Origin of the sequence: Streptomyces sp. NPDC048196, from assembly GCF_040652715.1 — a bacterium.
Lineage (GTDB): Bacteria > Actinomycetota > Actinomycetes > Streptomycetales > Streptomycetaceae > Streptomyces > Streptomyces siderophoricus.
In genome coordinates this window covers 35,790-58,850 of record NZ_JBEZMM010000035.1, presented here as the reverse complement: position 1 = coordinate 58,850, position 23,061 = coordinate 35,790, and the positions used below count along the sequence as shown (strand labels likewise).

Below are 23,061 nucleotides of genomic sequence, written 5' to 3'. Positions count from 1 at the left end.
TGCTCCGCGTCGCGGTGCGCCAGGCAGGCAATGCCGGACCGCTTAGGAGCAGCGCCAGGCACAGGCCCGTACCGGTCCGTTTCCGTAAGTCCTGGCTCCAGTCGCTGCACACCGCTTGCAGTAAGGAACGGTCCGGGTAATCTTCCGCGGGGTCAGGCACAGGTGATGGTGGTGCTCTGGGGTACCCCAAGAGCACCACCCAGTTCAACTGGCCTCACAGGTCAGCGCCCGCTCTACCGGCCGTCACCTTTATGGTCTTCGCCACGCGGGGTCGGTGCACCGGTTACGGGCGAGAATGTCAGTCGTCTACTACTGCTCAGCCGCAGGCGACACCTTGGCGCAACCCCAGCGGGACGTGCCCCGCCTCAGCTCGGAGCAGTGAACCGGGACCAGTCACTTCGTGACGTAGGCGCCCCAGATCCAACCTCGCGTGTCGCGGGACGGGCCCCCGTAGCCGTACCACCAGCGGTGACTGCCGCCGGGCTTGCTGCACATGATGGAGAAGCTCTTCCACCCGTAGTTGACGACCTTGGAGGAGCCGCTGGGCTCGGCGTGTATGGGGGCGTTCAGGTCAGTGACGAAGGCCGTACGGTTCCGGTCATCCCGTGTGCAGGCTTGGGAGCCGTCCGCCAAGGCGGTCGGGGCAGTGGCAGCGAGAGAGCAGACTGCCACGGCTGCCGTGGTGGCGACCATGGCAGCCGACTTCAGGAGCTTGTTCATTTTCCTCTTTCTCGAAAGATTCCCGTGCCTGGCAGTGATGTCATACCTGGTGCAACGGAAGTGCCGACACAGAAGCCCGAAACTCCGTCACTCGGCGGTTGTTGCGATTCGCCGGCACTGACACCCGGTCGGAGACCGAGCGGGTTGAACCGCCTGTCAGGCAGCGGGCGTTCGGTGAACGTAGCATGTCGGTAGAAGTCTCGGCACACCGAAAGTGGCCCTGTGGACATCTCCTTGATATCGGAGGAGCAGTCGGCATTTTCTCAGACGCCGCCCCGATCCATTGGACGGCCACCACCATTTCGCGAGCCGCCGCTCTTCTGATGCTCCGCGGCCAAGGCCCGGCTCATAGGGCCTGGTCGAGGGCGAGGGTCGTATGGCGGTACATGCACGGGGCGCGCCCGTCGGGCACGCCGGCTGTCGATCAGCGCCCTGGACGAATCGAGCCGACCTGTGGACCGCAGTTCAGCCGGCGTACTTTGTGCAGCCGCTGCCAGACACTTGCGTTGTTCCAGTCTGCCAGCATCGCCGGCACGGACCAGCCCCACCCGTACGATCACATCGTCGACTCCGCCGGGATAGAGCGCGTCTGTCCCAGACACGTAGGACGAGAGCCGCGAACAAAAGACGGTAACGGTTCGTTGGCATCCTTGCTCAACAGACGTACTGCCGATCTTCCTGCCTCTGGGCCGGCGTAGGCTGATGCGAACCCACGAACGACACCAAAGTGGTGGTGCGGAGGTCAGCCCAGGTCGGGCCAGCTCAGGAAGTACTCCAGAGTGGCGCGGTCACCCTCGCTTCGCAGACTGTCGAGGGGGAGGCGGCCGTGCAGGGTGAGGAAAAGGTTGGTCGCCGATCCGTGCAGGTCGGCGGTCGTCTTGTGTCGGCCGTCGGTGACGTGTGAGGTCGACGCCGTCAGGTCAACCAGCCACGACTGGCCTTCGGCGGCGTGCAGGCCGATCCGAGTCGGCTCGTGCGGCCAGGGGCCGGCGGTGCCGTGGCTGACGCCGATGAACTCGGTGATGCCGTCGAGTGCAACAGCCGCAGGGACAGGCTTGGGAGTTCCGGTGGCCAGCTGGGCGTCGAAGGCGTGGACAGCGGCCTCCCGGACCTGATGGCGAGCCACGGCGCTACTCGTCGTGGGCACGTTGATGTCGCGCCACCAGGTCCAGCAGCCCTCTTCGGGCCCTGCGGCTCGCAGGGCGGCTATCAGCTCCTGCGTAGCTGCTGCCGAACGGGGCAGGAGGTCGGCTGACGGTAAGTCATCGACCAGTGCCACTGTCGGGGGCTTCTCACTGGGGCCGGCCCCGACCGCCGCCGCCCAGAACCGGTGCACCTCGGTAAGGTGCTCGACGAGGTCACGGAGGGACCAGTCGGGGCAGCTGGGGACGCAGACATCCAGATCGGGAGAGCCCGCGACACTGCTGCGCAGGGCGGCGGAGCGGTCCTGGATCAGGGCCAGTAGGTCTTCGAAGGCAGGTGCCTGGGTCATCCCAGCTTCCTATCACCAGGCACCGACATTGCGGCCATCCGGTTTCCACCGACCCGTTGGCACTCCAGTTGCAGACCCCGTTCTTGCTGGTCGGGGCGGGTCCGAGAGCGGATGCGGCCATCGGTGATCATAGGTATGTGAAGACAGAGGATCAGACAGGGGCCGCAGGCCACAGGACAGAGCCTGCTCGTTCGCAGGAGACGTTCGAGACCCTGATGGCCGTATCGCAGGACGGTTCGTCCGGGTAGAACCACGGCGCCGGGCACGGGCATTCATGCCCGGGCTGTTGTCGGAGCTGTCGCGCAAGAACTGCTGGACGCTCGTCGAACATGCCGGGGACACGCCCCCGTACGGCCTGCAGCACCTGCTGTCGCGCGCCGAATGGGACGCCGACACCGTTCGCGACGACACCCGCAGCTTCGTCGTCGAGCAACTGTGCAACGCCACGGCGGGTATGCAGCGCCAGTAGACCGGCATTGCCGGGCGGGCGACCCGCACCTGCGAACCATGCTGGAGAAACGGCAAGTCGGCTACGTGCTCGCCGTTGCCCGCGATCAGCAGATCACCACCTACGCGGGCAACTTCCGCGCCCACGTCCTGGTCAAGAAGCTCCCCGCACGAGCCAGGCAAGACTCTTCGCCAGCTCTGGCGCCGGCGCCGGAGCCAAGGGCCACCGCTTCTACGACTGGGCCCTGGCGGACATCGTCGACAACCGGCCCGGCCACCACCAGTTGCTCATCCGCCGCAACCGGCGAACCAGCGGGCTCACCTTGTACCGCCGCTGCTCGGCCATCCAGGCAGCGCTGTCCACCCTGGTGCAGGGACGGGACCCAGATGGACGATCGAGGAGACCTTCCAGTCCGGAAAAGGCCTGGCCGGACTGGACGAACACCAGGTCAGAGGCTGGACGTCCTGGCACCGCCGGGTCATCCTCGCGATACTCGCCCATGCCTTTCTCGCCCTCGCCCGTTGCCGACCAAGATTCCCGCCGTCCCGGGCCGGACAACCTGATACCACTCACCTGCAACGAGATCCATCATGCTCGGCGGTGCCATGCCCCCGGATACGACAAGGCCAGGGACGTGATCGGCCCGCTGGACGACGCCGGCGCCACCTGGTGGGACGAGCGACAAGTCGGCACCGGCCCCGACCTGAACCGTCTGTGCCCGGTGTTGCGCCGCGTCGCGGCAGGACCACCGGTGCGCCGACCCTTCGAAGGGCTGCCCTGCAAGGGCCAACGGCGGCTGACTCCGTACCGAACCCGGTACCTACGACCTCAGGGATCGGACCAAAGCAGTCGCCTCCTTCATCCTGAGGCTCGGCCGTGCTGCCCGGAGCGCTTGGATTGCCCTGATCTCCTTTGCCTTCGGATCGATCCCGGCAACGGCAAGCGTCTTTTGTGCCCACTCCTCCGTGGCAGGAGACCGGTCGGAGACGAACCCGTCCACAATGTCGAATGCCCTTCGCAAACCTGGACGTTCCAACTCGTCAGCGTCGTTGAGTGCGTCTTGAATGGCGCCTTTGACCGGCTCAAGATCAGGGAGGGACGGACGGTTCGGCAGTGGCAAGTAGATCACCGAAGGAACCCTTTCGTTCGATCTGACCCCCCAGCACGATACGCGACCTTTGCATCGTTCCCGCTCGATCGCGGCACCCACATGGCGCATATTCACCTACGTTGATGGGGGTGACTTTTGGTATGCACCTGCGATCCTTAGGGCGAAGGTGGTGGAAGACCCATCTCCGACTCATTATGATCGAGAAGACCGATTCCGACTCATTGCGATCGAGGAGGGGGGAATCCGACTCATCGCGATCGAGCGGAGGGGTTCTGACCAGGTTCACTCGCATGCAGGGGCCCAGCGCCCAGGGGGAACATGTTTAACGGGAAACCACTTCTTGACGGTATCGATGCGGCGTCAACAGAAAGACGCCAAGGCGGCATCCACATACGCCGATTGAGCGGCTCGAGAGAAGTGCGCGAACAGATCGAAGACCTGGCTTTCGCCACCCATCACGAAGTACTCGCTGCCCTCCGGCTGGACCGGCTGACGCCGGCCCGCTTGGAGCTACACGAGTACCTGACGCTCCGTTGGATCCGGCGTGGCGTGGCGATACGCTATCTGTTTGATTCCGCCGCGCTGGATGATGCTTCCACTTTCGCGTACCTCCGTCAGATCAGCGTGGCGGGAGCAGAGGTCCGGATCGCGGCTAGCCTCAAGAGCAACCTGCTGATCTGTGACAACCGTTCAGCCCTCCTCTACACAAAACCCGAAGACCCGGAGGGCGGCGCCATGGTAACGAAGGAGTCCGATCTGGTGGCCGTGGTGCGGGGGCTCTTTTCGCAGACATGGGAACAATCCACGGAACTCGGGCAGCTCACGAAAGACCGTCTCTGTCTGGCACCCGCTGACCAGGAACTCCTGATCCTCATCCTCAAGCCGGGAAAGGACCTCGCCCGCGCACGTGAATTGGGCGTTTCGCTTCGGACGTTCCACCGGCGCGTGGCCGACCTCTACGAACGTCTCGGCGTGACGAGCCGCACCGAAGCCGCCCTCGTCGCACGTGAGTACATCAGCGCTTGACGGTGGCTCCGGGCGGGCCTGCGCAGAACCAGCCAATACGCAGGCCCGACCTGCTTCATCAGTAGGCCGTTTTGGCCATACGCTTCTGCTCGCGTTCCGAAAGCCGGCTGCCGGATTCGCGGCTGGTCATCCGGCGCAGCAACCGGGGGGCCAGCAGAAAGCCCAGAGTCACCCAGACGGCAAGGACGCCGAGGGTGGGCAAGTGCTGCCAATCGCCCGTCGGTTCCAAGATTTTTGCACTGTCGGGAAGCAATGCCGAGCGTACGCCCTGGGCAATCCAGCGCAGTGGGAACACCGAGGCGAAGTCCTGCAGCCAGGACGGCAGGTTCCGCAGTGGTGAGAAGGCGCCGGAGATGAACATCAGGCTCATGACGGGCAGCATGTAGAGAGCCAGCGCCTCCCGCGCCGCCGGAAGCACCGAACCGATGGCTGCGCCCATCGGCACCACGGCTGCGATGCCCAGGAGAACCACCCAGCACAAGGTGCTCCACTGCCCCAGACTGCTCGGAAGATCGACGCCCAGAAGCGCCGCGCCGCCCACGAGAAGGAGTACAACCGAAGCAAGCAGATTGACCAGGACGAAGAGTGTCTTGCCCACCAGGTAGGACGTCATCGCACCGGGGATGCCTCGCAGTCGCAACAGCGTCCCGTCCTCGCGATCACCGAAGAGGAACTGCGGCACCGTCATCAGGCCGAACATGACGATGGTCGAGGCGATGCCGCCGGCCAGGGACAGCTGGGTCATCTCGCCCTTGTGCCCCCCGGCCCGCCAGTAGCTGATACCGAGAAAGATCACTGGAGTCGACAGGTACGCGTAGAGGTCCTTGCGGGTGCGCATGACCTGGCGCAGCTCGATAAAGCCTCGGTGCAGTCCGAGGCGTAATGGGTTCACGATGCCTCCGTACGAGCGGCGGTGAGGTCGGTGTCGGTCTCCTCGGGCAGATCGGCACCGACCATACCGAGGTAGGTATTCTCAAGGGTTGGGCGGCGCACTTCGATCCCGGGTATCGGGCCGTTGAACTGCTGGTGCAACTCCCAGAGTGTCTGCGACGGATCTGCGGTGAGCAGCCTTTGCGCCACTCCCTCCTTGTCCGTCCACCGGACCTCGGAGCGGGCGCTGGCCGCCGCCGCGAGTTCGTCGAGCGTGCCGACTGCAGTGAGGCGGCCGGTCTGCAGGATGCCGATGCGGTCCGCGAGTTGCTGGGCCTCGGTCATGTCGTGCGTGGTGAGCACGATGGTCATGCCGCGTTCGTCGCGTAATTCTGTGAGCAGTGCGTGGAAGTCACGGCGCGCCGCGGGGTCGAAGCCCGTCGTCGGCTCGTCCAGGAACACCAGGTCGGGGCGGCCGATGATGCCCATGGCGACGTCAAGCCGTCGGCGCTGGCCGCCGGAGAGCGTGCTCAGCGTCTGATACGCCTGGGCTGTGAGGCCCACCCGCTCCATCAGCTCCGCGGGGTCAAAGGGATCGGCGTAGTGCCGGGCGAAGTGATCGAGCATGTCCCCGATCCGCCAGCGGCCGTGGTCCCGACTGGACTGGAGCACGATGCCGATCCGCGCCCGCCAGGAGGGTTCGTCCCGCTCCGGATCCACCCCCAGCACCTCGACGGTGCCTGCGGAACGGCGTCGGTAGCCCTCGAGGATCTCGATCGTGGTGCTCTTGCCGGCTCCATTCGGGCCGAGTAGCGCGAACAGTTCACCACGGCGGACCTCAAGGTCCAGACCGTCCAGGACGTCGTGCTGTCCGTACCGCATCCGCAGCCCGGTGGTGCATATTGCGAGGTCGTATGTCCTGCCGCCGGCCATGGAAACGGCGTCTGCAGTCACCGTCATATCCCCTCCACCAGCCTGTCGTCGGTTCTCTTGCTCAGCCCGTTGAACACAGGCGCCCCCCATTGCGCTTGCGGGTGTTGTGTAACGGCGCGGCTATCCGCGCCCGGCCGTGCTCTGCGCACCGGCCGACTTGCCTGCCACGCTAGTACTTGCCTACCAGGAATGTAAATGCCACTATTTCAAGTGACCTTGTGGGACTGGACTTTGGAGGCCTACCGATGGATGACACACCCGCGACGAGCGCTGCCAAGGCCGCAACGGCGCTGCGCATTGCTGAGGCTGCCCGGGCGGCAGCGGTCGAGAGGCCCCGCCCCCTGCCTGCGTGGTATCCGGCCGCCAATGGCTTGTTGTTTGCCGCCGGGTTCACACTGATCGGTCTCCAGTGGGTCGTGGCCACCGCCCCGTGGCAGCTGACGGCGGGATGCCAGCTTGCGGGCGCCGTTCTGCTGGTCGTCCAGTGCTTCCTTGCCCAGCGGGTCGAACGCCGCCCCGGCATCATCCAGACCGTCCCTCGCTTCATCAGCGGGCGCGGTCTCGCGACGGCGTACCTGGCTTCACTGGCTCTGGCCGCCGCGCTGTTCCTCGTCTCCGGGCCAGCCGGCCTGTTCATCACTCTGGGTGTGAGCTGTGGTCTGGTGAACTGGCTGCTGTTGCATCGGGAGCGCGTCATGGCGGGTGCCAAATGAGCATCGATCCACGCCGCCCTCCGGCACTCGACGAGCTGATTCATCACCCCACCCGGCTCGCGGTGATGGCGTTCCTCTCCGGCTGTGCGGAGGCCGAGTTCCGCGCGGTCCGCGAGGGGTGCTCGGTGTCCGAATCCGGTCTGAGCAAAGTGGTCGCCCGTCTGGAGGCAGCTTCCTACATCAAGGTGCGCAAGGGCGCCATCGGGAGGCGGCCCAGGACCTGGCTCCGCCTGAGCAATGAGGGCAGGCAAGCTCTCACCGATCACCTCGCCGCGCTTCAGGCGATCGCAGCCGAGGCGGCAGCTCTTGGAGCAACCGTGGACTCCTCGGTCGGCGACTAGAAGAAGGCGCCCTGGCCGCCCGGAGCGGCCGAGGCACATCCCGCACGTCATGTGCTTCCCCCGGGGCGCCAACGCGACCACACGGCGTGCAGTGCCTCCAGGGTCGTTGGATCGCCCATCACGACTCCGCCACGCAACTCGTGGCGAAGGAGCCGCGCGGCCGTCTGGGACACCTGTCCAGCAGTTACAGCGAGCAGCCTCTCCGGAAAGGTGGTGAGCGCTTCGGGCGCCCATCCAAGTACGCCGAACCGGGCAAGGGCGTCGGCAAGTGCTGCCGGAGAGTCGAAGACCGATGTCATCTGCGCGGCGCAGAAATCCGCCGCCTGCGCGAGTTCGGCTGTGCAGGGAGGTTCGTGTGCCAAGCGATGCGCCTCCCGGCACACGACATCCAACAGCTGCGCCGCATCGACAGCTGCCGTCCTCGCTCGCACCCATGCTCGCCGCTGGCCCACGAAGCGGTCCCGCCCGACGAGAAGTTCCGCAACAGGTGCGCCCAGATCGCCGAGCGCCGTGGCAAGCCGCGATCCGTAGTAGCCGCCGAAAAGAGCGGTGGTGAGGTATCGCGTGGCTTCGCCCTCGGCGTCGGATGCTTCCGGGGAACAGAGGAGGAACCCAGCCTCCGCTGATCCCTTTTGCTCCACATGCCTCAATTCCGCGCCTGCCCAAGGAACTCCTCCGCGGGCGGACGCCGAGCCGGTCTCGGCAGTACCAGGCAGCAGCTGCTTCACAAGGCTCAGCGCCGCTTCCGCGGACAGGGCACCCACGACGGCAAGACAACCGCCCTGAGTACTGGGACGGATCCCCTCGTACCGTCCGTCCTGCTTGCAGACCCCGTTCCACAGAGCCAGTTCCATCAGCCGCCAGGGCTCCGCAGCGGGTTCCGCTGTGACATTCTCTCCCTCAGCCACCGTTCCGGTATCAGCCGCAGCGACGGCCGCCACCACTGCCGCGACCGGTGCCAGCCCCACCTCCAGTTCATGGTGGGGAACATGGGCAAGGGCTTCGAGCCACTGTCCGTCTCCGCTCATCCGCACGGCAAAGGAGGCGCCGGAAACGGTCAGGGCCTCTTGGACGCCGCGCACCATGCTGTCGCGCAGGAGGCGCCCGACGGCGTGCGGTGCGGTCAGGCCGAGTGACCCGAGGGGAAGCCGCAGCCGTGCCTCGACCACTTGCCCCCTGGGGTCCTCGATGGCCGAGACACGCAGCCCGTTGGGCAGCACCTCGTCCCTGGCAGCGCGGAGCTCCGCATGCCGGTGCTTACCCATGGGTGGTACGGGCAGCGGCCCTTGGTGCCCACGGGCCGGCCGTTCGTTCGCAGGGTGCGGATGAGGTGCCTGCCGCTGAACCGGTCTATCGGCCGCGACGGAGGGCGCAGGCCGTCTCCGCACTGGGGCGGGCTCGATCACCAGCAGACCGTGCGGCGCCGTCGCGAGAGCCTCTGCGGCATGGGCCACGTCGGCGGCGCACACGACCGCCAGCTGGTCCGGTATCTCGTCAAGCAACTCCGGGCGCCCGTAGAGGTATTCAAGCCGTCCCAGCATGCGGCTGCGGGCCAGCAGATCGCTGTGGTTTCTCAGGTGCTCAACGCGCAGGCGGCGGCTTACTGCTTCCACACCCTCGGCGGTGACGTCCCCACTGGCCCATCGCGCGAGGGATGACCGCACGGCCGCCAGGAACTCCTCGGGGGCAGCTCCGCCGGGCAGCAACCCGGCGACGATGAGGGCGTCCGGACTCACGGCATCGAAGGGACCGAAGAATCCGCAGCTGCCACTCGCCTTCCAGGTATGCCCCGCATCGTCCGTCGCACCGCTTCTGCTCAGCTTCCCAGCGAGGACAACGGTGGCCAGATATCTGCTCAGGTCCTTTTCAGGCCCCGGGAGTTGATACCCGAGGGCGACTGCCGTGCTGGTGATCGCCGGTTCGCTGCAGGTGAGGACGGAGCCAGGGACGCCGAACGGTTCGTCCAGCTCCGGGCGCGGTGGGCATCGGCGCGGTGGTATGCGGCCGAAGTGCCGCTTGGCCAGAAGAATTGCTTCCTGGGGGTCGAATCCGCCTGCCAGGGTGAGGACGGCATTACCGGGGGCGTAGTGCTCCTCGAAGAAGTCAGCGCAGTCCTGAAGCGTGACTTTCTTCAGCTGGGCGATGTCGCCGTAGCCATCGTGGGCGTTGCGGTGGAGGCTGTAGAGGGCCTGCGGGAGCAGTGGCCACGGAAAGCCGCCGAGGGGGCGGTCGAGGGTGCGCTCCCGGATCTCGGCCTCGACACCCTTCAGTTGCTCCGCAAGGACACGCTCGGTGAACCGTGGCGCGCGCATGCGGTCCGCTTCGCTGAAGAGCGCCGGCTCCAGGCCGGCGGACGGCACCACCTGGAAGTAATCCGTGTAGTCCTGGTGCGTGGTCCCGTTGGCTTCACTGCCCAGTCGGCGGATGTGCTCGTAGAACCGGCCATCGGGCAGGCTCGCACTGCCCCGGAACATCAGATGCTCGAAGAGGTGGGCCAGCCCTTCCTCGCCCGGTCGCTCGGAACGGAAGCCCACCCCGTAGGTGACGCAGACGGCGACGCGGGGCACCTCTGGCACGGGGTCCAGCAGGATGCGCAGTCCGTTTGGCAGCACCGCGCGTACCAGTCCCTGGTCACTCGGGTCGCCAGCCATCGTTTTCCGTCGCGCTGTCACAGGTTCGAGCCTCGTCGTCACAGATCGATGAGAAAGGACAGGAATCCGGCGTAGCGCGGGACGTCCTGCGGCCGCCACGCCACGTAGGTGCTGAAGTCGTGCAGGTGAAGCGCGGTACGCAAAGCAGCCGCACGGTTCCAGCGGTTGCCGAGATCACGCCCGTAGCCGGAATAGAGGGCTGAGAGTAGGACCTGCCACTGCTTGTGATCGCCTCCCTGTTGCCAGGCGAGTTCCACCAGCTCCCCAGCCACCCAACCCACGTCCACGTACCACGGGGTCATACACACGTCCTCGCCGGTCAGCAGCTCCACGCCGGCCGCACCCATGACCGTCGCTCCCAGGGAGGGGCTGCCGTGGGAGAGCACGTGCCTGGAGTCTGCGACGACTTCGGAGCACCACTTGCCGAGAACGCCCCATCGGACCTCGCCGAGGGCCTTCCGCAGCAGTTCGCGTGCCGGGCCGAACCCTGCTCCGTTCGACAGCCAGTGGGCGAGGCGGTCCAGGCCGGCCGGCCGGCGGGACGGCATGTCGGAGGGGGGTGTCAGCCTGTGCAGGCGGGCGAGAAGGGCTCCGACACGCAGTAGGGACGTCTCCGCCTCGGTTGTGGGCCCGTTGTTCAGAAGGCGGGCGGCCAGTGACTCGTTGCCCGTCACCTGGTAGTGACGGGTGCTGCCGGCGTGCCGTGCCGGGGCCAGCCGGTCCGGACCGCCATCGCCCAGGCTCGTGAGCAGCGTCGTCAGGGACGGCGGCACTACGGCGAAGGTCTGCGGTGCCTGCGGTCCGGGCTCCCGGCTCCACAGCCAGCCGCCCTCATGGCATGGTCGGATCGCGGTGCGCAACAGCCCCGTGCCGTACGCGCGATCATCGCTCCGGTCGCCGGTCTTCGCGGACGTCATCCCGCGGCCTTCTCATAGGGGCCAGCGGCCAGCCCGCAGCGCAGACGCTCCAACTCCCTTATGGCATGGGGAAAGAGCGCTGGCGCCCATGCGTCCGGTCGTCCGGTGGTCTTGCTGACTCCTGGACGCGGCGGCAGCAGTGCAGTGTTGGGGCGGGCCGAGAGGGCGGCCACGTGCGCCGTGCACGCGGGGCTCTGCCAGCCACCTGGCGGCAGGGCCGGTGCCACGACCACGGGTGCGGGGGTGCACTGGGCGGCCAGCAGGGCGGGGCTGTCGGCGAGGCCGAGTGCAAGCCTTGCGAGAAAGTGGAATGACGCTGGGTAGACCAGGATCCCTTCCGCCCATTCCGCCCATTCGACATGAGGGGCGCAGCTGTTGTCATCGGACCAGGCGTCGACGAGTGCCTCGCCCGATCGGTGGGCCGACATGCCCTGCCGGGTGACGAACCGCTGTGCGCTGTGGGTCAGCACCACTTTGATCTCGGTCGCGGGGTACACCTCGCCGAGCCAGTTGAGCCAGAAGGGCATGGTCGCGGCGGAATAGGACCCGGTGACCACCAGAAGAAGCCGGGACAGGCCCAGCGGCGACAGGGCCTCCGCACCAGTGGTCACGGGGCGACCTCCCTGACGATCTCGTCGAGTTCGTTCAGCGCTGCCTGGGGACCGTACGCGGCGTAGACCCCGGTCAGGTTGACAACGACCTCGTCTACTCCGGAGGCCCAGAAGTGCCGTATACGCTCGGCGAGTTCCTCCACCGGCCCGTAGAGGAAGGCTCCGCCGTCCACCAGCCCCTTGGCGCCGGCGGCGAGATCGGTGGGAACCGTCTCGATACCGGCCCTGCGCAGCATGTCGCGGTAGTGCGGCATGTTCAGGTGGCCCGTGTTGCTGGCGCGCGCGAGCAGCACCGGGTCCCGATCCGGACGGCTCACCGCCATCGGCACGATGGACACCACACGCGGAGTCTTGCGCCCCTTGCGCTCCGCGCCCTCGCGCAGAGCCGGCGCCACCACGTCCCGCACATAGTCCGCGGGCGTCAGCCAGGTGATCGCGACATCGGCCAGCTCGCCGGCCAGGCGTGCCATACGGGGGCGGAGCACACCGAGCCCCACCTCCACCGGAGGGGTCGGCAGGGGATGCAACCCGGTGCGTATCCGGAAGTACGCGCCTTCCTGCTCGACACCGTCGCTTTCGAGCAGGCCCCGTACCGCGGATATGTACTCGGCAACAGCAGTCAGCTGGCTGGTATAGGGAGCACCCATCAGGCTCGTCTGGAACACTTCTGCTGCGGGCCCGAACCCCGCGACTACTGGATGCCCCGTCGCGGCAGCGAGCGACCTGGCCTGCACGGCGGCTTCATAGGGGTGACGCAGAGGCATCAACGTCACGCCCGTCCCCACTGGCACCCGGAATCCCGCGCCTGCCGCGAAAGCGAATGCCTGATGAGACTCGACCAGCGTCGACTGCCCCTGCCACAGGCGGTGTGCCTGGCTCCACTGCAGGTACGCCGCATACGGAACGATATGCTCTGGTCGGTGCGGTACGAAGGGGACGAGTACGGAAATCACAGCCACGGGAGTCCTCCAAGGTATTTCTGGCGTCGGCTGCGTGGCTTGACGTAAGAGGTTTCCGGGAAGTCCTGAGAACACCCAGACCGCCGCAGCGGGTGCCGTCTCGACCGGCACCCGCTGCGGCTCATCACGATCTGGCCCGCAACGGTCTGTTCAGCAGCCGTGGTCGAATGTGGCCGTGACAGCCTGCGAGACCGAGAAGCCCGAGGCCGCACTCTCGATGGTGTAGACGACGCTGGCGATGCAGGCCGGCGTGGTGGCCGGAGCGTCGGTCATGGCGTCGGCGGCCAGGCCGTCGGCGCCCACGTACGCGCCGTAGCTGGACACGAGCTCCATGGCGATCGTGTTATGGGTCATGATCAAACCTGCTTTCTTGAGGCCGGAGCAACCGGCGTGGATGGAATGAGTCTCTTGCCCGTCAGCGCAGTTCAGGCTGTCGGCAGTCCTCTTTCGGGGGCTGTGTCAGCAGCCCTTGTCGAAGGTGGAGGTGATGGCGCTCGCGGCGGCGGAAGCCGCGCTGGCGCACGCAGCCGAGCTTTCGAGGGAGATAACGGAGACACACACGAAGGTGGTTGCCGGCGCGTCGGAGGACGCGGCCGCGTTCAGCTCCGACACATCGGCGTATGCGCCGTAACCGGCGACGAGCTCCATGGTGGCGGCGTTGCGGTTCACTGTTGCCCCTTTCTGATGGTTACGTGTGTTTTTGCATCCCGTACCCGTTTGGGCCGGAAGCAGGGAGCGTGTGCACCCGCTCCCTGCAACCGCTCCAATCCGGTTCAGCCGCGCCAAGGGCGCGATCGATATATCCGTTTCAGACGATGCCCGCCGGTGAGTCGGCATTTGACGCCATGTCATCCAGGGCGATTCGGGCCTCGGTGAATCGTTCGGTGATCTTCTCGTGCAGCGGGCCCGCACCCTTTCCGTGGTCGATCAGGGCCTTGGCGAGAACGCCCGCCCGGTGCTGGCCGAAACTCAGCCCGCGCATGCCCGCGCGCTGGTCGCTGGGCTCCCAGGCCGCCGCGATGCCCTTCGCCAGCGGGCGGGCGAACAGCGAGACGCCCTCTCCCAGGCCCGGCAGGCCACCGAGGGATTCCGCCAGGGCTCCTGCGAGATCCCACGATCCGTCCCTCAGATACACCACCAGCGCATCCCTGCGGGGGTAGAGCAGCTTGGTGGACAACACCTTCGCGCGGTAGTGGGCCTGCCTGTCCTCCAGGAGCTGGAGCGCAGTTCGCCACACCTCCACGGCCAGGTCCGGGTCGGCGAGATGGACATACACCCGCAGCACCGGGCCACGGCGCAGCGTCGGCAGAGATCCATCCACGAGGAAGAAACCCGGTGAGAGCGCGGGCCGGGCGGCTGCAGCCGAGACCATCACGTGCTGCCCCTCGGTCAGCGTTCCGGGAGTCAGCACCTTGTCTCGCGCCGTCCACACCCGCACGCCTTCACGTTGGACGAGAACCACCCTGCGCTCCGCCTCAGGAGCGACGCAGACGACTCCGGGTGCCTGTGCCACCCGGTGCGGAACAGCATCCGCCAACTGCCTCTCGAACTCCGGCGACCGGATGTGGAAGGGAAGCGATCCGGGCTCGGCATCCATTCCCGCGTGGAGTACGTCGTACAGCGCGGCCGAGAGCAGACGCTGCAGTTCACGCGGACTGTCCGCCTCGATCTCTCGGTGCCCCACGGTGGCAGCCGAGAGGTCCTCGGTGATCGTGACCTGGTCCAGCACCTGGTGGAACTGGTCGGGCAGGGACAGGGTGTCCGGGGCCGTCATACGGTTTCCTCCAATCCAAGAGTGGTGGCGAACTTTGCAGGGGCGAGAAGGGCCGCGCGGCCCACCCCAGCGGCCGCCCGCTCGATCCCGGAGAGGCGGGCACTCCGTACCGCGCTCGCCATGAGTCTGTCCAGCGCGTGCCAGCCGGCGAAGGCCGTCGCACGTTCCCGTAGGCCGGCATCGACCTCTGGGCGCATGCTGCGATAGCCCCGCCAGAAGTTCTCGATGCGCGGACGGAGCCGCTCAAGCTTCTCGACACCGCGGCTGACGATCAGATCGTGGGTCAACTCGAAGTCCACGAAGGTCGAGGCGCCCTCTGCATCGCCACGTGTGGTGACAATGTCCAGGACCGACCGGTAGAGCCATTCACCGGCGAACCCGCCGACATCGCGGGCCGCGTCCGCCAAGCGGAATTCTTCCCAGTCGGCGATATACAGCACGTCGTCCTTGATCAGGAATTGATCTACCCTCAGGTCACAATGTGACGGCACCTTTTCTGCGCCACGCTCGGCCTCAAGGAGATTCTCCACGCCTTCGCTCAGCTCAGAGTCATTCTGCATCAAGCTCCACGCTGAAATCTGCCCGAAGCTGAGGTTTCCGAAAAGACTCTCCGGAATCCCGCGAAGGAGATGCGGGGCAGGCAGGGAAGGCGGCTTGGTCTCCAGTTCTGCAGTGCCGGGAGCAGTGGCGTGCAGGCTGCCGATAGCCTGCCCGGCCGCAAAGGAAAGGACGTTGTCAAATGTCTGATCGATCATGAGCTCCGCACCGTTCTGCGCGTCCTCGATGCATTCGAAGACAGCCAGTCCGGCACCAGAGTCGCTGCCCAGCAGGACCGGGCGATGCAAGTAGCGCAGCCGACCGCCGCTGGCGAACCCCTCGAACGCGAGCAGTCTGGCCATGCGTCCGCGGACGTCGTCCTCGGGCCCCCTGAGCCGCTTGACGAAGACCTTGCGGCCGTTAGACGTCGTCCCGGTCCATGCCTCGTTGCGTCCGGGCGCAGAGGCGAGCGTCGTCCTGTCGAATGCCCCGAATCCAAGGTCTTCCAGCAGTGAATCCACTTCCGGAACCGCGTCGAGGTCCGACGGAGCGTACCCTAACTTCGCCATTCCTTACCCCCGAGAAATTCGTGTTCCTGCAGGTGAAATCAGGTGAGAGTTAGGGGAGCTGATACAGCGGCGTCATCCGCAGCATTCGCTGAATCTTCCCCGGCCACGTCCCCCCGCGCATCGTCGTGCCGGGGGCAACACTGTCATCCTCTTGCGTCACTGCGCCACATTCCGCGCTGGCACGTCACTGCCAATGCGTGGCGCCGCAACGCCAGCCGCGCACCGCCGATTCCCGTTTCGCAGGCGAGGTCAGCGAATTAACGTTGCACTCACCGTGGGGAACCCACGCAGGGGGCGAAGTTCCGTCTGGGCACAATCCTCCTCCGTTGCGGATTCAATCCGTTTCGTCCGATTATGAGGGCATTCGTATGCTCATCCGACTTGCATGGTCCCATTTACGGCCCTATGTCCGACCGATGGCACTTCTTGTACTGCTACAGCTGGCACAGACGGTCGCAACGCTCTGCCTGCCGGCTTTGAACGCGGACGTCATCGACAAAGGAGTCGTCAAGGGAGACGTGACCTATGTACTGCGTGTCGGCGCTGTCATGACCGCAGTGACCCTGCTGCAGGTCGCCTGCCTCCTCGGCGCCACCTTCCTGGGTGCACGAATCTCCGCAGCTGTCGGCCGTGACCTCCGTGCCGCCGTCTTCGGGCGTGTCCAGTCCTTCGCCGGCGTCGAGTTGCACCGCTTCGGGGCAGCCTCGCTGCTCACCCGGACCACCAATGACGTCCAACAGGTCCAGACGCTGGTGCTCATGGCGCTCACGCTCATGGTGTCTGCGCCGGTCATGTGCGTCGGCGGCATCGCCATGGCGCTCCGGCAGGACCCGCCCCTGTCCGCTCTTCTTCTGCTGGTCGTCCCAGTGCTCGGCGTTGTCGTCGTACTGATCCTCCGCCTCATGCAGCCGCTGTTCCGTGGACTGCAGAATCACATCGATCAGGTCAACCAGGTGCTACGGGAACAGATCACCGGCATACGCGTCATCCGTGCCTTCGTCCGCGACCGGTACGAGCGCGAGCGATTCACCCGTACAAACACTGGTCTGCGCGACATCTCCCTGAGCGCCGGACGGCTCATGTCGCTCATGTCTCCCGCTGTCATGCTGGTGATCAACAGTGCCGGTATCGCCGTCGTGTGGTACGGGGGCCATCGGATTGACCAGGGGCACCTGCAGATTGGCGCGCTGACGGCGTTCCTGAGCTACCTTGCCCAGATCCTGATGTCTGTGATGATGGCCACCGTCATGTTCATGATCATGCCGCGGGCCGCGGTGTGCGCCGAGCGCATCGACGAGGTTTTGTCGACGGACTCCAGCGTCGTATCCCCCCTCGCACCGGTCACGGAGTTGCACGGGCGCGGTCGTCTGGAGCTCGCCGGCGTGGAATTCCGCTACTCGGGTGCCCAAGAACCTGTCCTCAAGGGCATCTCCCTCGTCGTGCGGCCCGGCGAGGTGACGGCCGTTGTCGGTTCCACCGGAAGCGGCAAGTCAACGCTGCTCGGACTGGCTGGGGGCCTCTTCGACGCCACGTCCGGGACCGTCCGCATCAATGGCGTGGACATACGCCAACTCGACAGCTCCGCGCGCTCCGCAGCCGTGTCCATCGTGCTCCAGAAGCCATACCTCTTCTCCGGGACCGTCGCCTCAAATTTGCGCTATGGCCGACCTGATGCCACCGACCAGGAGTTGTGGCACGCCCTTGAGATCGCGCAGGCGCGCGACTTCGTCGAGGCGATGGAAGAAGGGCTTGAGACATCCATCGCGCAGGGCGGTTCCAACGTCTCCGGCGGCCAGCGCCAGCGACTGGCCATTGCCCGGGCTCTGGTGCGTAATCCGGAGATCTACCTCTTCGATGACTCCTTCTCCGCCCTCGACTACACCACCGACGCCCACCTGCGGGCTGCCCTCGCCCGCGAGATCGGTGACGCGACCGTGCTCATCGTCGCCCAACGCGTTTCGACCATCCGCAATGCCGACCGCATCGTCGTCCTCAACGAGGGGCGCATCGTCGGCGACGGGCCCCACTCCGCACTCATGGAGTCCAACGAGACCTATCGGGAGATCGTGCTCTCCCAGCTCACCGAGAGGGAAGCCGCATGACTCCGGCACAGAGTACGGCGAGCAACGCACTCGGAACCTTCAGACGGCTGATCTCCGCGATACGTTCCGAACGCCTGCTGCTGTTGGCCTCATTGGCACTCGGCATCGGCAGCGTGGCCCTCTCCGTCGTCGGGCCGAAGATCCTCGGTCACGCGACAGACCTGATCTTCGCGGGGGTGGTGGGACGGCAGCTGCCTGCTGGTATCAGCAAAGGACAGGCAGCGGAATCCCTGCGCGAGCACGGGCAGTACGCCCTTGCCGACATGATCGGATCGCTGGACGTCGCACCGGGTCACGGAGTCGATTTCGACGCGCTCGGACGGATTCTGCTGTGGGCACTGGCGATCTACGTCGTGGCATCGGTACTCGGCTACCTCCAGGCACGTACCGTCACGACGGCGGTGCAGCGGGCGGCATTCCGGCTGCGCGAGGAGGTGGAGGAGAAGCTCGGGCGGCTGCCGCTGGGCTACTTCGACAAGCAGCCGCGAGGTGAAGTGCTCTCCCGCGCAACGAACGACATCGACAACCTCACCACGGCGCTGCAGCAGACCCTCAGCCAGATCATGGTCTCGCTGCTGACGCTTGTGGGAGTGCTGGCGATGATGTTCTGGATCTCTTGGCTGCTGGCTCTCGTCGCACTGGTCACCGTGCCACTGTCTGTGGTGGTCACCACCAAGATCGGCAAGCGGGCGCAGCCCCACTTCGTCGCGCAGTGGAAGTCAACCGGCAAGCTCAACGCGCACATCGAGGAGATGTACACCGGCCACGCGCTGGTGAAGGTCTTCGGCCGGCAGCAGGCGTCTGCGGAGACCTTCCGCAAAGAAAACGAGGAGCTCTTCCGGGCCACTTACAAGGCCCAGTTCGTCTCCGGCCTCATCCAGTCCGCCATGATGTTCATCGGCAATCTCAACTACGTGCTGGTCGCGCTCGTGGGTGGTCTGCGGGTCGCGAGCGGTTCGCTGTCGATCGGTGAAGTCCAAGCCTTCGTGCAGTACTCGCGGCAGTTCAGCCAGCCGCTGACGCAGGTGGCGTCGATGGCCAACCTCGTGCAGTCCGGCGCGGCCTCCGCCGAGCGTGTTTTTGAACTCCTCGACGCCGAGGAACAGAGGCCGGATGCTGCCGCCGCAGTACGGCCAGAGCACGTCCACGGCAAGATCGTTTTCGAGGACGTCTCCTTCCGCTACGAAGCAGACAAGCCGCTCATCGAAAACCTCTCGCTCACCGTGTGCCCCGGTCAAACCGTCGCCATCGTCGGCCCGACGGGCGCGGGCAAGACCACCCTGGTCAACCTGCTGATGCGCTTCTACGAGGTCAACAGTGGCCGGATCACGCTCGACGGCGTGGATACCGCCGCGATGTCCCGCGAGGAGCTGCGCTCCCACATCGGCATGGTCCTTCAAGACACCTGGCTCTTCGGCGGCACCATCGCCGACAACATCGCCTATGGCCCTCAGGACACCTGCATGGACAAAATCGTCGAGGCGGCCAAGGCGACGCACGTCGACCGCTTCGTGCACACCCTCCCCGAGGGCTACGGCACGGTCATAGACGATGAGGGCTCGAACGTCTCCACCGGAGAGAAGCAGCTGATCACTATCGCCCGAGCCTTCCTGGCCGATCCCGAGATCCTCGTCCTGGACGAGGCGACCAGCTCGGTGGACCCCCGCACCGAGGTCCTCATTCAGCGAGCCATGGCCCAGCTGCGCTCGGGACGCACGAGCTTCGTGATCGCCCACCGGCTCTCGACGATCCGCGATGCGGACGTGATCCTCGTCATGGAATCCGGCCTCATCGTCGAACAAGGCACACACGACGCGCTTCTCGCAGCCGGAGGCGCATACGCCAGGCTCTACGAAGCACAGTTCGCACAGCCACCAGGTCGAGTCGTGGTCTGAGGAAATGATGGGGCCTCATGCGCGGTTCGCCATCGATCCGAACAGGCCGAGCCGGCCTGAGCGATCGCTGGCCGGCATAGAGGGAAGACCGTTCAGGGAGCCGTCGCGACGTGACCCTGGTGCTGCGCCAGTGGGACTTCCATGACTGGTGACCGACTCCCGGACCCGCGGCGGCCGGTTCGATCGGTTGTCTTCACCGGGCGTTGCGACCCGCCAGGACGGATTTTCCACCTACAACGGCCTGAGCCGGCTCGGAACCCACGCTGTCGTTACGCCGTGGTGCGGGTGGTCGAGCCATTCGGGAAAGCTCGGCGCAGAGCGGCGTTGAACCGGTCAGGTGCTCCTGATGCGGCATATGGCGGCACCAGCCATGTCGGTGACCTCGGCGCCAGGTGTGAGGGCGGCGGAGGCCCGGAGCAGCCCCAAGAGCCGCGATGGCGTCCCGCCGGCTGATCCGCTTCAGCCGCCGACCACCGCCCACGGTGCACTCCCCCGTGAGGCACGGCGACCGGGCGCGGCTCGCCTGCGTGTCCATTTGCAGCGTCCACTCGGGCGGGGTGCGTGGGCGCGCCGCACCCACACGGGATGGTGGCGGGTGCGCGGTGAGGCTGATGGGGGGCTGGGCCGGGCTTCCATCCCGGCCCGGCCCTGCAGTCGAGAGCGGCTGGCCCAGTGGGTGGCTGTGATGTGGCTGACCTGGAAGCGTTCTGCGGCTCGGCGCAAGGGCCAGCCGTCGTCAACGTCGCAACGTGTCAGCCGAGCCTGCCGGTCGGGGAAGCGGGGCGTTAAGGTGGGGCACGCGTGCCTCCTGCAGTCGGCGGTAGATGTCGCAATCCCCACCGAGCCAGAAGGCCCATACTTCATTCAAGCGCCCTCAAGGCGTGTCGCGCGTGACCAACGTGTCGGGAGAGCGCCTCCAGGCCCTCCGATCCTCAGTGTCGGACTCGCCCGTGCCAGTAGGGGTGCAGCGGTCTACTCCCGGCGGACGGTCGGGGTGTGCCGTGAACTGGACTGCGAGCCAGCACCGGTATCAGCCGCCCTGCCCTTCGAGTTCGCTGGCATCATTCAGTTCACTCGCTGATCTCATCAGCCTTAGTACGCCCGGCCACCACAGCTGCCGGGCAGTCCCAAACGGACATTGGTCCTGGCCGTCCGGGCGTTGGGTCGGACGGCCAGGAGCACTTCGCACTGCTCTCAGCAGAGCACCTGGATGGGAGACTGAGCCAAGGTCGTGTGTGCGCGGAGCCGGTCCACGCTCCGTGCCATCGCCATGTCGCGGGGGATGACGCTGAACCCGGCCTGCGGCATCTCGCTCCCGTCCCAGTCTGTCAGTTCAGGCGACGGAACAACTCCGTGCAGACGATCCAGCACACCACGACAGCAGCGAGAGCCACATATGTCCGACGGGACTGTCTCCGCCACCCCCGAAACACGATGAAGAGCCCTGCGTAGGTACCCAGCAGGTTCAGCACTGGAAGCCACAGCAGGGTCGGATTTCGTACCGCTGCGATCCAGAGGAAGGCCCACGGAGCCAGCAGGCCCATGATGGCCAGCGCATACTCATAGAAGCGCTGCTTCCAAGCCGGCAGCCCCTGTCGAGGAATCGGATCCCCCATATCGGGGAGCTCTGGCTGAGTCATGCCATGTTCCTTTGCTGCTGCACGGCCTACTAGACGGCCTGGTTGTCGTAACCCGAGCCGGGCACCGGGAAGTTGTTGACGGTGTTGAAGGCCACCCCAAGGGTGCCTTGAATGGCGCCGGTTGCGGCGCTGGCGATCTTCATTGCTTGGCCGAGTCTCTCCGTGGCTTCCCCCCATCGTTCCATCACCCGCACTATCTGCAGAGCCGACATGGCGTAAAAGGGTGCGGCCGCAGCGGCGCCGACGCCGGTGGCCAGTGCCGCGTCGCCGGCGATGAAGTTGAGCAGTGCCTTGAGCCCTAGGTCAAGAACATCCACGATCATGCCCTTGTAAAACTCCCCGAAGGCGTATACCGCCCCGGAAATCTCAAAATAATTGTCCTTGAGCGAGTTAAATGTCTCTTCGAGTGAGAGGAGCTTATCGCCGAGTTCATCGAAGTATGCGTATGCCGCGTCTGCAGAGTTCCCTTGCCATGACGCGTCCAGTTCGATGTTGCCCGCTTTGATGTTCCGGGAAATCGCCGCTGAAAGGTCAGCCAAGGAGCCCCAGACGTCCGAACAGTTGAGGAAGGATTCCCAGTCCCCGGCCGACCAGTTCACGAAGTCCCCGAGCGGATCCCATCCGGTCATCGCCTTGATGAATTCAAGGGTCGTGGCGGAAGGGCTGGCGAAGTCGAGCAGCGTGCCGAACCCCTTCTCGAAGGGATGCGCCTCGAACTCTCCCGCCCAGTCGGCCACATACCCGTCATCGCCACCGGGCGCCTTCAGGTGCGATGTGGCGTCTTCTTTGTCCGCGAAGTTCGACGAAGGACCCTTCGCACCCTTGGCGTCCCCGCTTCGATGAGGCTTGCTCCGCGGATACGTGGCATCGACATTGCGAGCCTGCTCTTCATCAGTAGTCCGGTAGTACTTGGCTGATTTATTGAGTTCGTTTGACGAAGCGTCGAGAATACGCTTGAAGCCGTTCAGGCACTTCTTCGCCCCGTCCAGATGCTCCTGATGCGATCCGTAGACGGTTTGCCAGAGATCCCCGAACGAGTCCTCGATATTGGCATTTTTCTGCATGAAGTCAATGCCACTATCGATGTCGTCACCCGCGCGCGATACCAGTTTTGCGCAGCCATCCAGGTCTGCGGGCTCCACGGCGAAACTCATAATGTCCCGATCCCCCTCGGGGTATTCGTACGGTGATTGAACTCGTCGCCCTCAGGGGGCGACTTGATGTATCTTCTGGACTTGCAAGGACCAGGTCAGGCACTTAATACAATGACCAGCCGCCACCGCTGTGACGTCCGGCAGAATGGGAGTTTTGGCCCTGCACCGCACGGCGCTCCTCAGCAATCTCGCGACGCTCGTTCTCGAGGGCTCGTTCACCCTCGGCGGCGCGAGCATGGCGCTCAGCCTCGGACATCCCGTTCCATTCCTGTTGAAACGGTTCTGACTTCTCGATGAGCGCGTCGGTGTACCCCGCTGTCTGTGCAGCTTGGCGTAGACCGATGCGCCCGGTCAGGACGTCCTGAGCCATCTCCTTGAGGGTGTCTCCGGCCCCACCGCGGGCAATCATCTCCAGTGACTTGCGCAATGCGCGCGCCTCCCCCGGATCCCGGGCGACATCCATGAACTCCGCGTCGTCAACACGTTTCTGATGCTCACTGGACACGACTCTCCCCCTCATGCAAATACGATTTTCGCCAACCGTACAGCATGCGGCGGGGGGTAGAGTGGCGCTTATCGGCCCCACGAAGTAAATATG

At 65.7% G+C, this 23,061-nt stretch carries 20 protein-coding genes and 2 pseudogenes; 6 read left to right on the top strand and 16 right to left on the bottom strand.

Annotated features, from left to right (window positions below; all coding sequences use genetic code 11):
- Nucleotides 1-393: 393 nt before the first annotated feature.
- Both AB0E02_RS27895 and AB0E02_RS27890 read right to left on the bottom strand, forming a co-directional pair.
- Complete coding sequence (locus AB0E02_RS27895; protein ID WP_362143833.1) at nt 394-720, bottom strand: hypothetical protein; 327 nt, start codon at nt 718-720, stop codon at nt 394-396.
- 742 nt (nt 721-1,462) lie between these two features.
- Complete coding sequence (locus AB0E02_RS27890; RefSeq protein WP_362143830.1) at nt 1,463-2,212, bottom strand: maleylpyruvate isomerase family mycothiol-dependent enzyme; 750 nt, start codon at nt 2,210-2,212, stop codon at nt 1,463-1,465.
- 274 nt (nt 2,213-2,486) lie between these two features.
- Between AB0E02_RS27890 and AB0E02_RS27885 the strand changes: the two are divergent.
- Both AB0E02_RS27885 and AB0E02_RS27880 read left to right on the top strand, forming a co-directional pair.
- A pseudogene (locus AB0E02_RS27885) lies at nt 2,487-3,246 on the top strand (hypothetical protein); the annotation flags it as partial.
- Nucleotides 3,247-4,188: 942 nt separating this feature from the next.
- Nucleotides 4,189-4,797: a hypothetical protein gene (locus AB0E02_RS27880; protein ID WP_362143827.1), complete on the top strand. Its 609-nt coding sequence runs from the start codon at nt 4,189-4,191 to the stop codon at nt 4,795-4,797.
- A gap of 58 nt (nt 4,798-4,855) precedes the next feature.
- On the opposite strand, the gene AB0E02_RS27875 is transcribed toward AB0E02_RS27880, so the two are convergent.
- Both AB0E02_RS27875 and AB0E02_RS27870 read right to left on the bottom strand, forming a co-directional pair.
- Nucleotides 4,856-5,689: an ABC transporter permease gene (locus AB0E02_RS27875; protein ID WP_362143824.1), complete on the bottom strand. Its 834-nt coding sequence runs from the start codon at nt 5,687-5,689 to the stop codon at nt 4,856-4,858.
- Nucleotides 5,686-6,627, bottom strand: a complete 942-nt coding sequence (locus AB0E02_RS27870; protein WP_362143821.1) for an ABC transporter ATP-binding protein — start codon at nt 6,625-6,627, stop codon at nt 5,686-5,688. The genes AB0E02_RS27875 and AB0E02_RS27870 overlap by 4 nt, the downstream gene beginning before the upstream one ends.
- Before the next feature lie 218 nt (nt 6,628-6,845).
- Between AB0E02_RS27870 and AB0E02_RS27865 the strand changes: the two genes are divergently transcribed.
- On the top strand, nt 6,846-7,313 hold the full coding sequence (locus tag AB0E02_RS27865; RefSeq protein WP_362143818.1) for a hypothetical protein: 468 nt from the start codon (nt 6,846-6,848) through the stop codon (nt 7,311-7,313).
- The gene (locus AB0E02_RS27860; protein WP_362143815.1) at nt 7,310-7,654 is read left to right on the top strand and encodes a transcriptional regulator; all 345 of its coding nucleotides are present in this window, start codon (nt 7,310-7,312) and stop codon (nt 7,652-7,654) included. Before AB0E02_RS27865 ends, AB0E02_RS27860 begins: the two co-directional genes overlap by 4 nt.
- 47 nt (nt 7,655-7,701) lie before the next feature.
- On the opposite strand, the gene AB0E02_RS27855 is transcribed toward AB0E02_RS27860, so the two are convergent.
- The 8 genes from AB0E02_RS27855 to lxmK all read right to left on the bottom strand — a co-directional run bounded on the left by AB0E02_RS27855 (nt 7,702) and on the right by lxmK (nt 15,624).
- Complete coding sequence (locus AB0E02_RS27855) at nt 7,702-10,305, bottom strand: insulinase family protein (RefSeq protein WP_362143812.1); 2,604 nt, start codon at nt 10,303-10,305, stop codon at nt 7,702-7,704.
- A 38-nt stretch (nt 10,306-10,343) separates the two neighbouring features.
- Nucleotides 10,344-11,222, bottom strand: coding sequence for a hypothetical protein (locus AB0E02_RS27850; RefSeq protein WP_362143810.1), 879 nt, complete (start codon nt 11,220-11,222; stop codon nt 10,344-10,346).
- Entirely contained in the window at nt 11,219-11,833 is a 615-nt protein-coding gene (locus AB0E02_RS27845; protein WP_362143808.1) for a flavoprotein, read from the bottom strand. The genes AB0E02_RS27850 and AB0E02_RS27845 overlap by 4 nt, the downstream gene beginning before the upstream one ends.
- Nucleotides 11,830-12,792, bottom strand: a complete 963-nt coding sequence (locus tag AB0E02_RS27840) for an LLM class flavin-dependent oxidoreductase (RefSeq protein WP_362143806.1) — start codon at nt 12,790-12,792, stop codon at nt 11,830-11,832. Before AB0E02_RS27840 ends, AB0E02_RS27845 begins: the two co-directional genes overlap by 4 nt.
- 150 nt (nt 12,793-12,942) lie before the next feature.
- A complete protein-coding gene (locus AB0E02_RS27835; RefSeq protein ID WP_362143803.1) occupies nt 12,943-13,146 on the bottom strand; it encodes a hypothetical protein in 204 nt (67 codons plus the stop codon).
- A gap of 105 nt (nt 13,147-13,251) precedes the next feature.
- The gene (locus tag AB0E02_RS27830) at nt 13,252-13,461 is read right to left on the bottom strand and encodes an LxmA leader domain family RiPP (protein WP_362143801.1); all 210 of its coding nucleotides are present in this window, start codon (nt 13,459-13,461) and stop codon (nt 13,252-13,254) included.
- 139 nt (nt 13,462-13,600) lie between these two features.
- Nucleotides 13,601-14,566 (bottom strand): T3SS effector HopA1 family protein, encoded by a 966-nt coding sequence (locus AB0E02_RS27825; RefSeq protein ID WP_362143798.1) that lies wholly within the window; start codon nt 14,564-14,566, stop codon nt 13,601-13,603.
- Nucleotides 14,563-15,624, bottom strand: coding sequence for a class V lanthionine synthetase subunit LxmK (gene lxmK / locus AB0E02_RS27820; RefSeq protein WP_362143795.1), 1,062 nt, complete (start codon nt 15,622-15,624; stop codon nt 14,563-14,565). The genes AB0E02_RS27825 and lxmK overlap by 4 nt, the downstream gene beginning before the upstream one ends.
- Nucleotides 15,625-16,040: 416 nt before the next feature.
- Between lxmK and AB0E02_RS27815 the strand changes: the two genes are divergently transcribed.
- Entirely contained in the window at nt 16,041-17,774 is a 1,734-nt protein-coding gene (locus AB0E02_RS27815; protein ID WP_362143878.1) for an ABC transporter ATP-binding protein, read from the top strand.
- The gene (locus AB0E02_RS27810) at nt 17,771-19,669 is read left to right on the top strand and encodes an ABC transporter ATP-binding protein (protein ID WP_362143792.1); all 1,899 of its coding nucleotides are present in this window, start codon (nt 17,771-17,773) and stop codon (nt 19,667-19,669) included. The genes AB0E02_RS27815 and AB0E02_RS27810 overlap by 4 nt, the downstream gene beginning before the upstream one ends.
- Nucleotides 19,670-20,302: 633 nt before the next feature.
- Here the strand turns inward: AB0E02_RS27810 and AB0E02_RS27805 are convergent.
- The 4 genes and pseudogenes from AB0E02_RS27805 to AB0E02_RS27790 form a co-directional block, all read right to left on the bottom strand.
- Nucleotides 20,303-20,468, bottom strand: a pseudogene (locus AB0E02_RS27805) (helix-turn-helix domain-containing protein); the annotation flags it as partial.
- 529 nt (nt 20,469-20,997) lie between these two features.
- Nucleotides 20,998-21,309, bottom strand: a complete 312-nt coding sequence (locus AB0E02_RS27800) for a hypothetical protein (RefSeq protein ID WP_362143789.1) — start codon at nt 21,307-21,309, stop codon at nt 20,998-21,000.
- A gap of 29 nt (nt 21,310-21,338) precedes the next feature.
- Nucleotides 21,339-22,451 carry a type VII secretion target gene (locus AB0E02_RS27795; protein ID WP_362143786.1) on the bottom strand — a complete coding sequence of 371 codons (1,113 nt, stop codon included), beginning with the start codon at nt 22,449-22,451 and terminating at the stop codon, nt 21,339-21,341.
- Between the two features lie 115 nt (nt 22,452-22,566).
- The gene (locus AB0E02_RS27790; protein ID WP_362143783.1) at nt 22,567-22,968 is read right to left on the bottom strand and encodes a hypothetical protein; all 402 of its coding nucleotides are present in this window, start codon (nt 22,966-22,968) and stop codon (nt 22,567-22,569) included.
- Nucleotides 22,969-23,061 lie beyond the last annotated feature (93 nt).

Coding starts and splice junctions, on each gene's coding strand:
- AB0E02_RS27860 (WP_362143815.1), top strand. CDS start 7,310: ATGAGCATCGATCCACGCCGCCCTCCGGCACTCGACGAGCTGATTCAT.
- AB0E02_RS27855 (WP_362143812.1), bottom strand. CDS start 10,305: ATGGCTGGCGACCCGAGTGACCAGGGACTGGTACGCGCGGTGCTGCCA.
- AB0E02_RS27865 (WP_362143818.1), top strand. CDS start 6,846: ATGGATGACACACCCGCGACGAGCGCTGCCAAGGCCGCAACGGCGCTG.
- AB0E02_RS27895 (WP_362143833.1), bottom strand. CDS start 720: ATGAACAAGCTCCTGAAGTCGGCTGCCATGGTCGCCACCACGGCAGCC.
- AB0E02_RS27800 (WP_362143789.1), bottom strand. CDS start 21,309: ATGACTCAGCCAGAGCTCCCCGATATGGGGGATCCGATTCCTCGACAG.
- AB0E02_RS27825 (WP_362143798.1), bottom strand. CDS start 14,566: ATGACGGCCCCGGACACCCTGTCCCTGCCCGACCAGTTCCACCAGGTG.
- AB0E02_RS27810 (WP_362143792.1), top strand. CDS start 17,771: ATGACTCCGGCACAGAGTACGGCGAGCAACGCACTCGGAACCTTCAGA.
- AB0E02_RS27835 (WP_362143803.1), bottom strand. CDS start 13,146: ATGACCCATAACACGATCGCCATGGAGCTCGTGTCCAGCTACGGCGCG.
- AB0E02_RS27890 (WP_362143830.1), bottom strand. CDS start 2,212: ATGACCCAGGCACCTGCCTTCGAAGACCTACTGGCCCTGATCCAGGAC.
- AB0E02_RS27815 (WP_362143878.1), top strand. CDS start 16,041: ATGCTCATCCGACTTGCATGGTCCCATTTACGGCCCTATGTCCGACCG.
- AB0E02_RS27870 (WP_362143821.1), bottom strand. CDS start 6,627: ATGACGGTGACTGCAGACGCCGTTTCCATGGCCGGCGGCAGGACATAC.
- AB0E02_RS27850 (WP_362143810.1), bottom strand. CDS start 11,222: ATGACGTCCGCGAAGACCGGCGACCGGAGCGATGATCGCGCGTACGGC.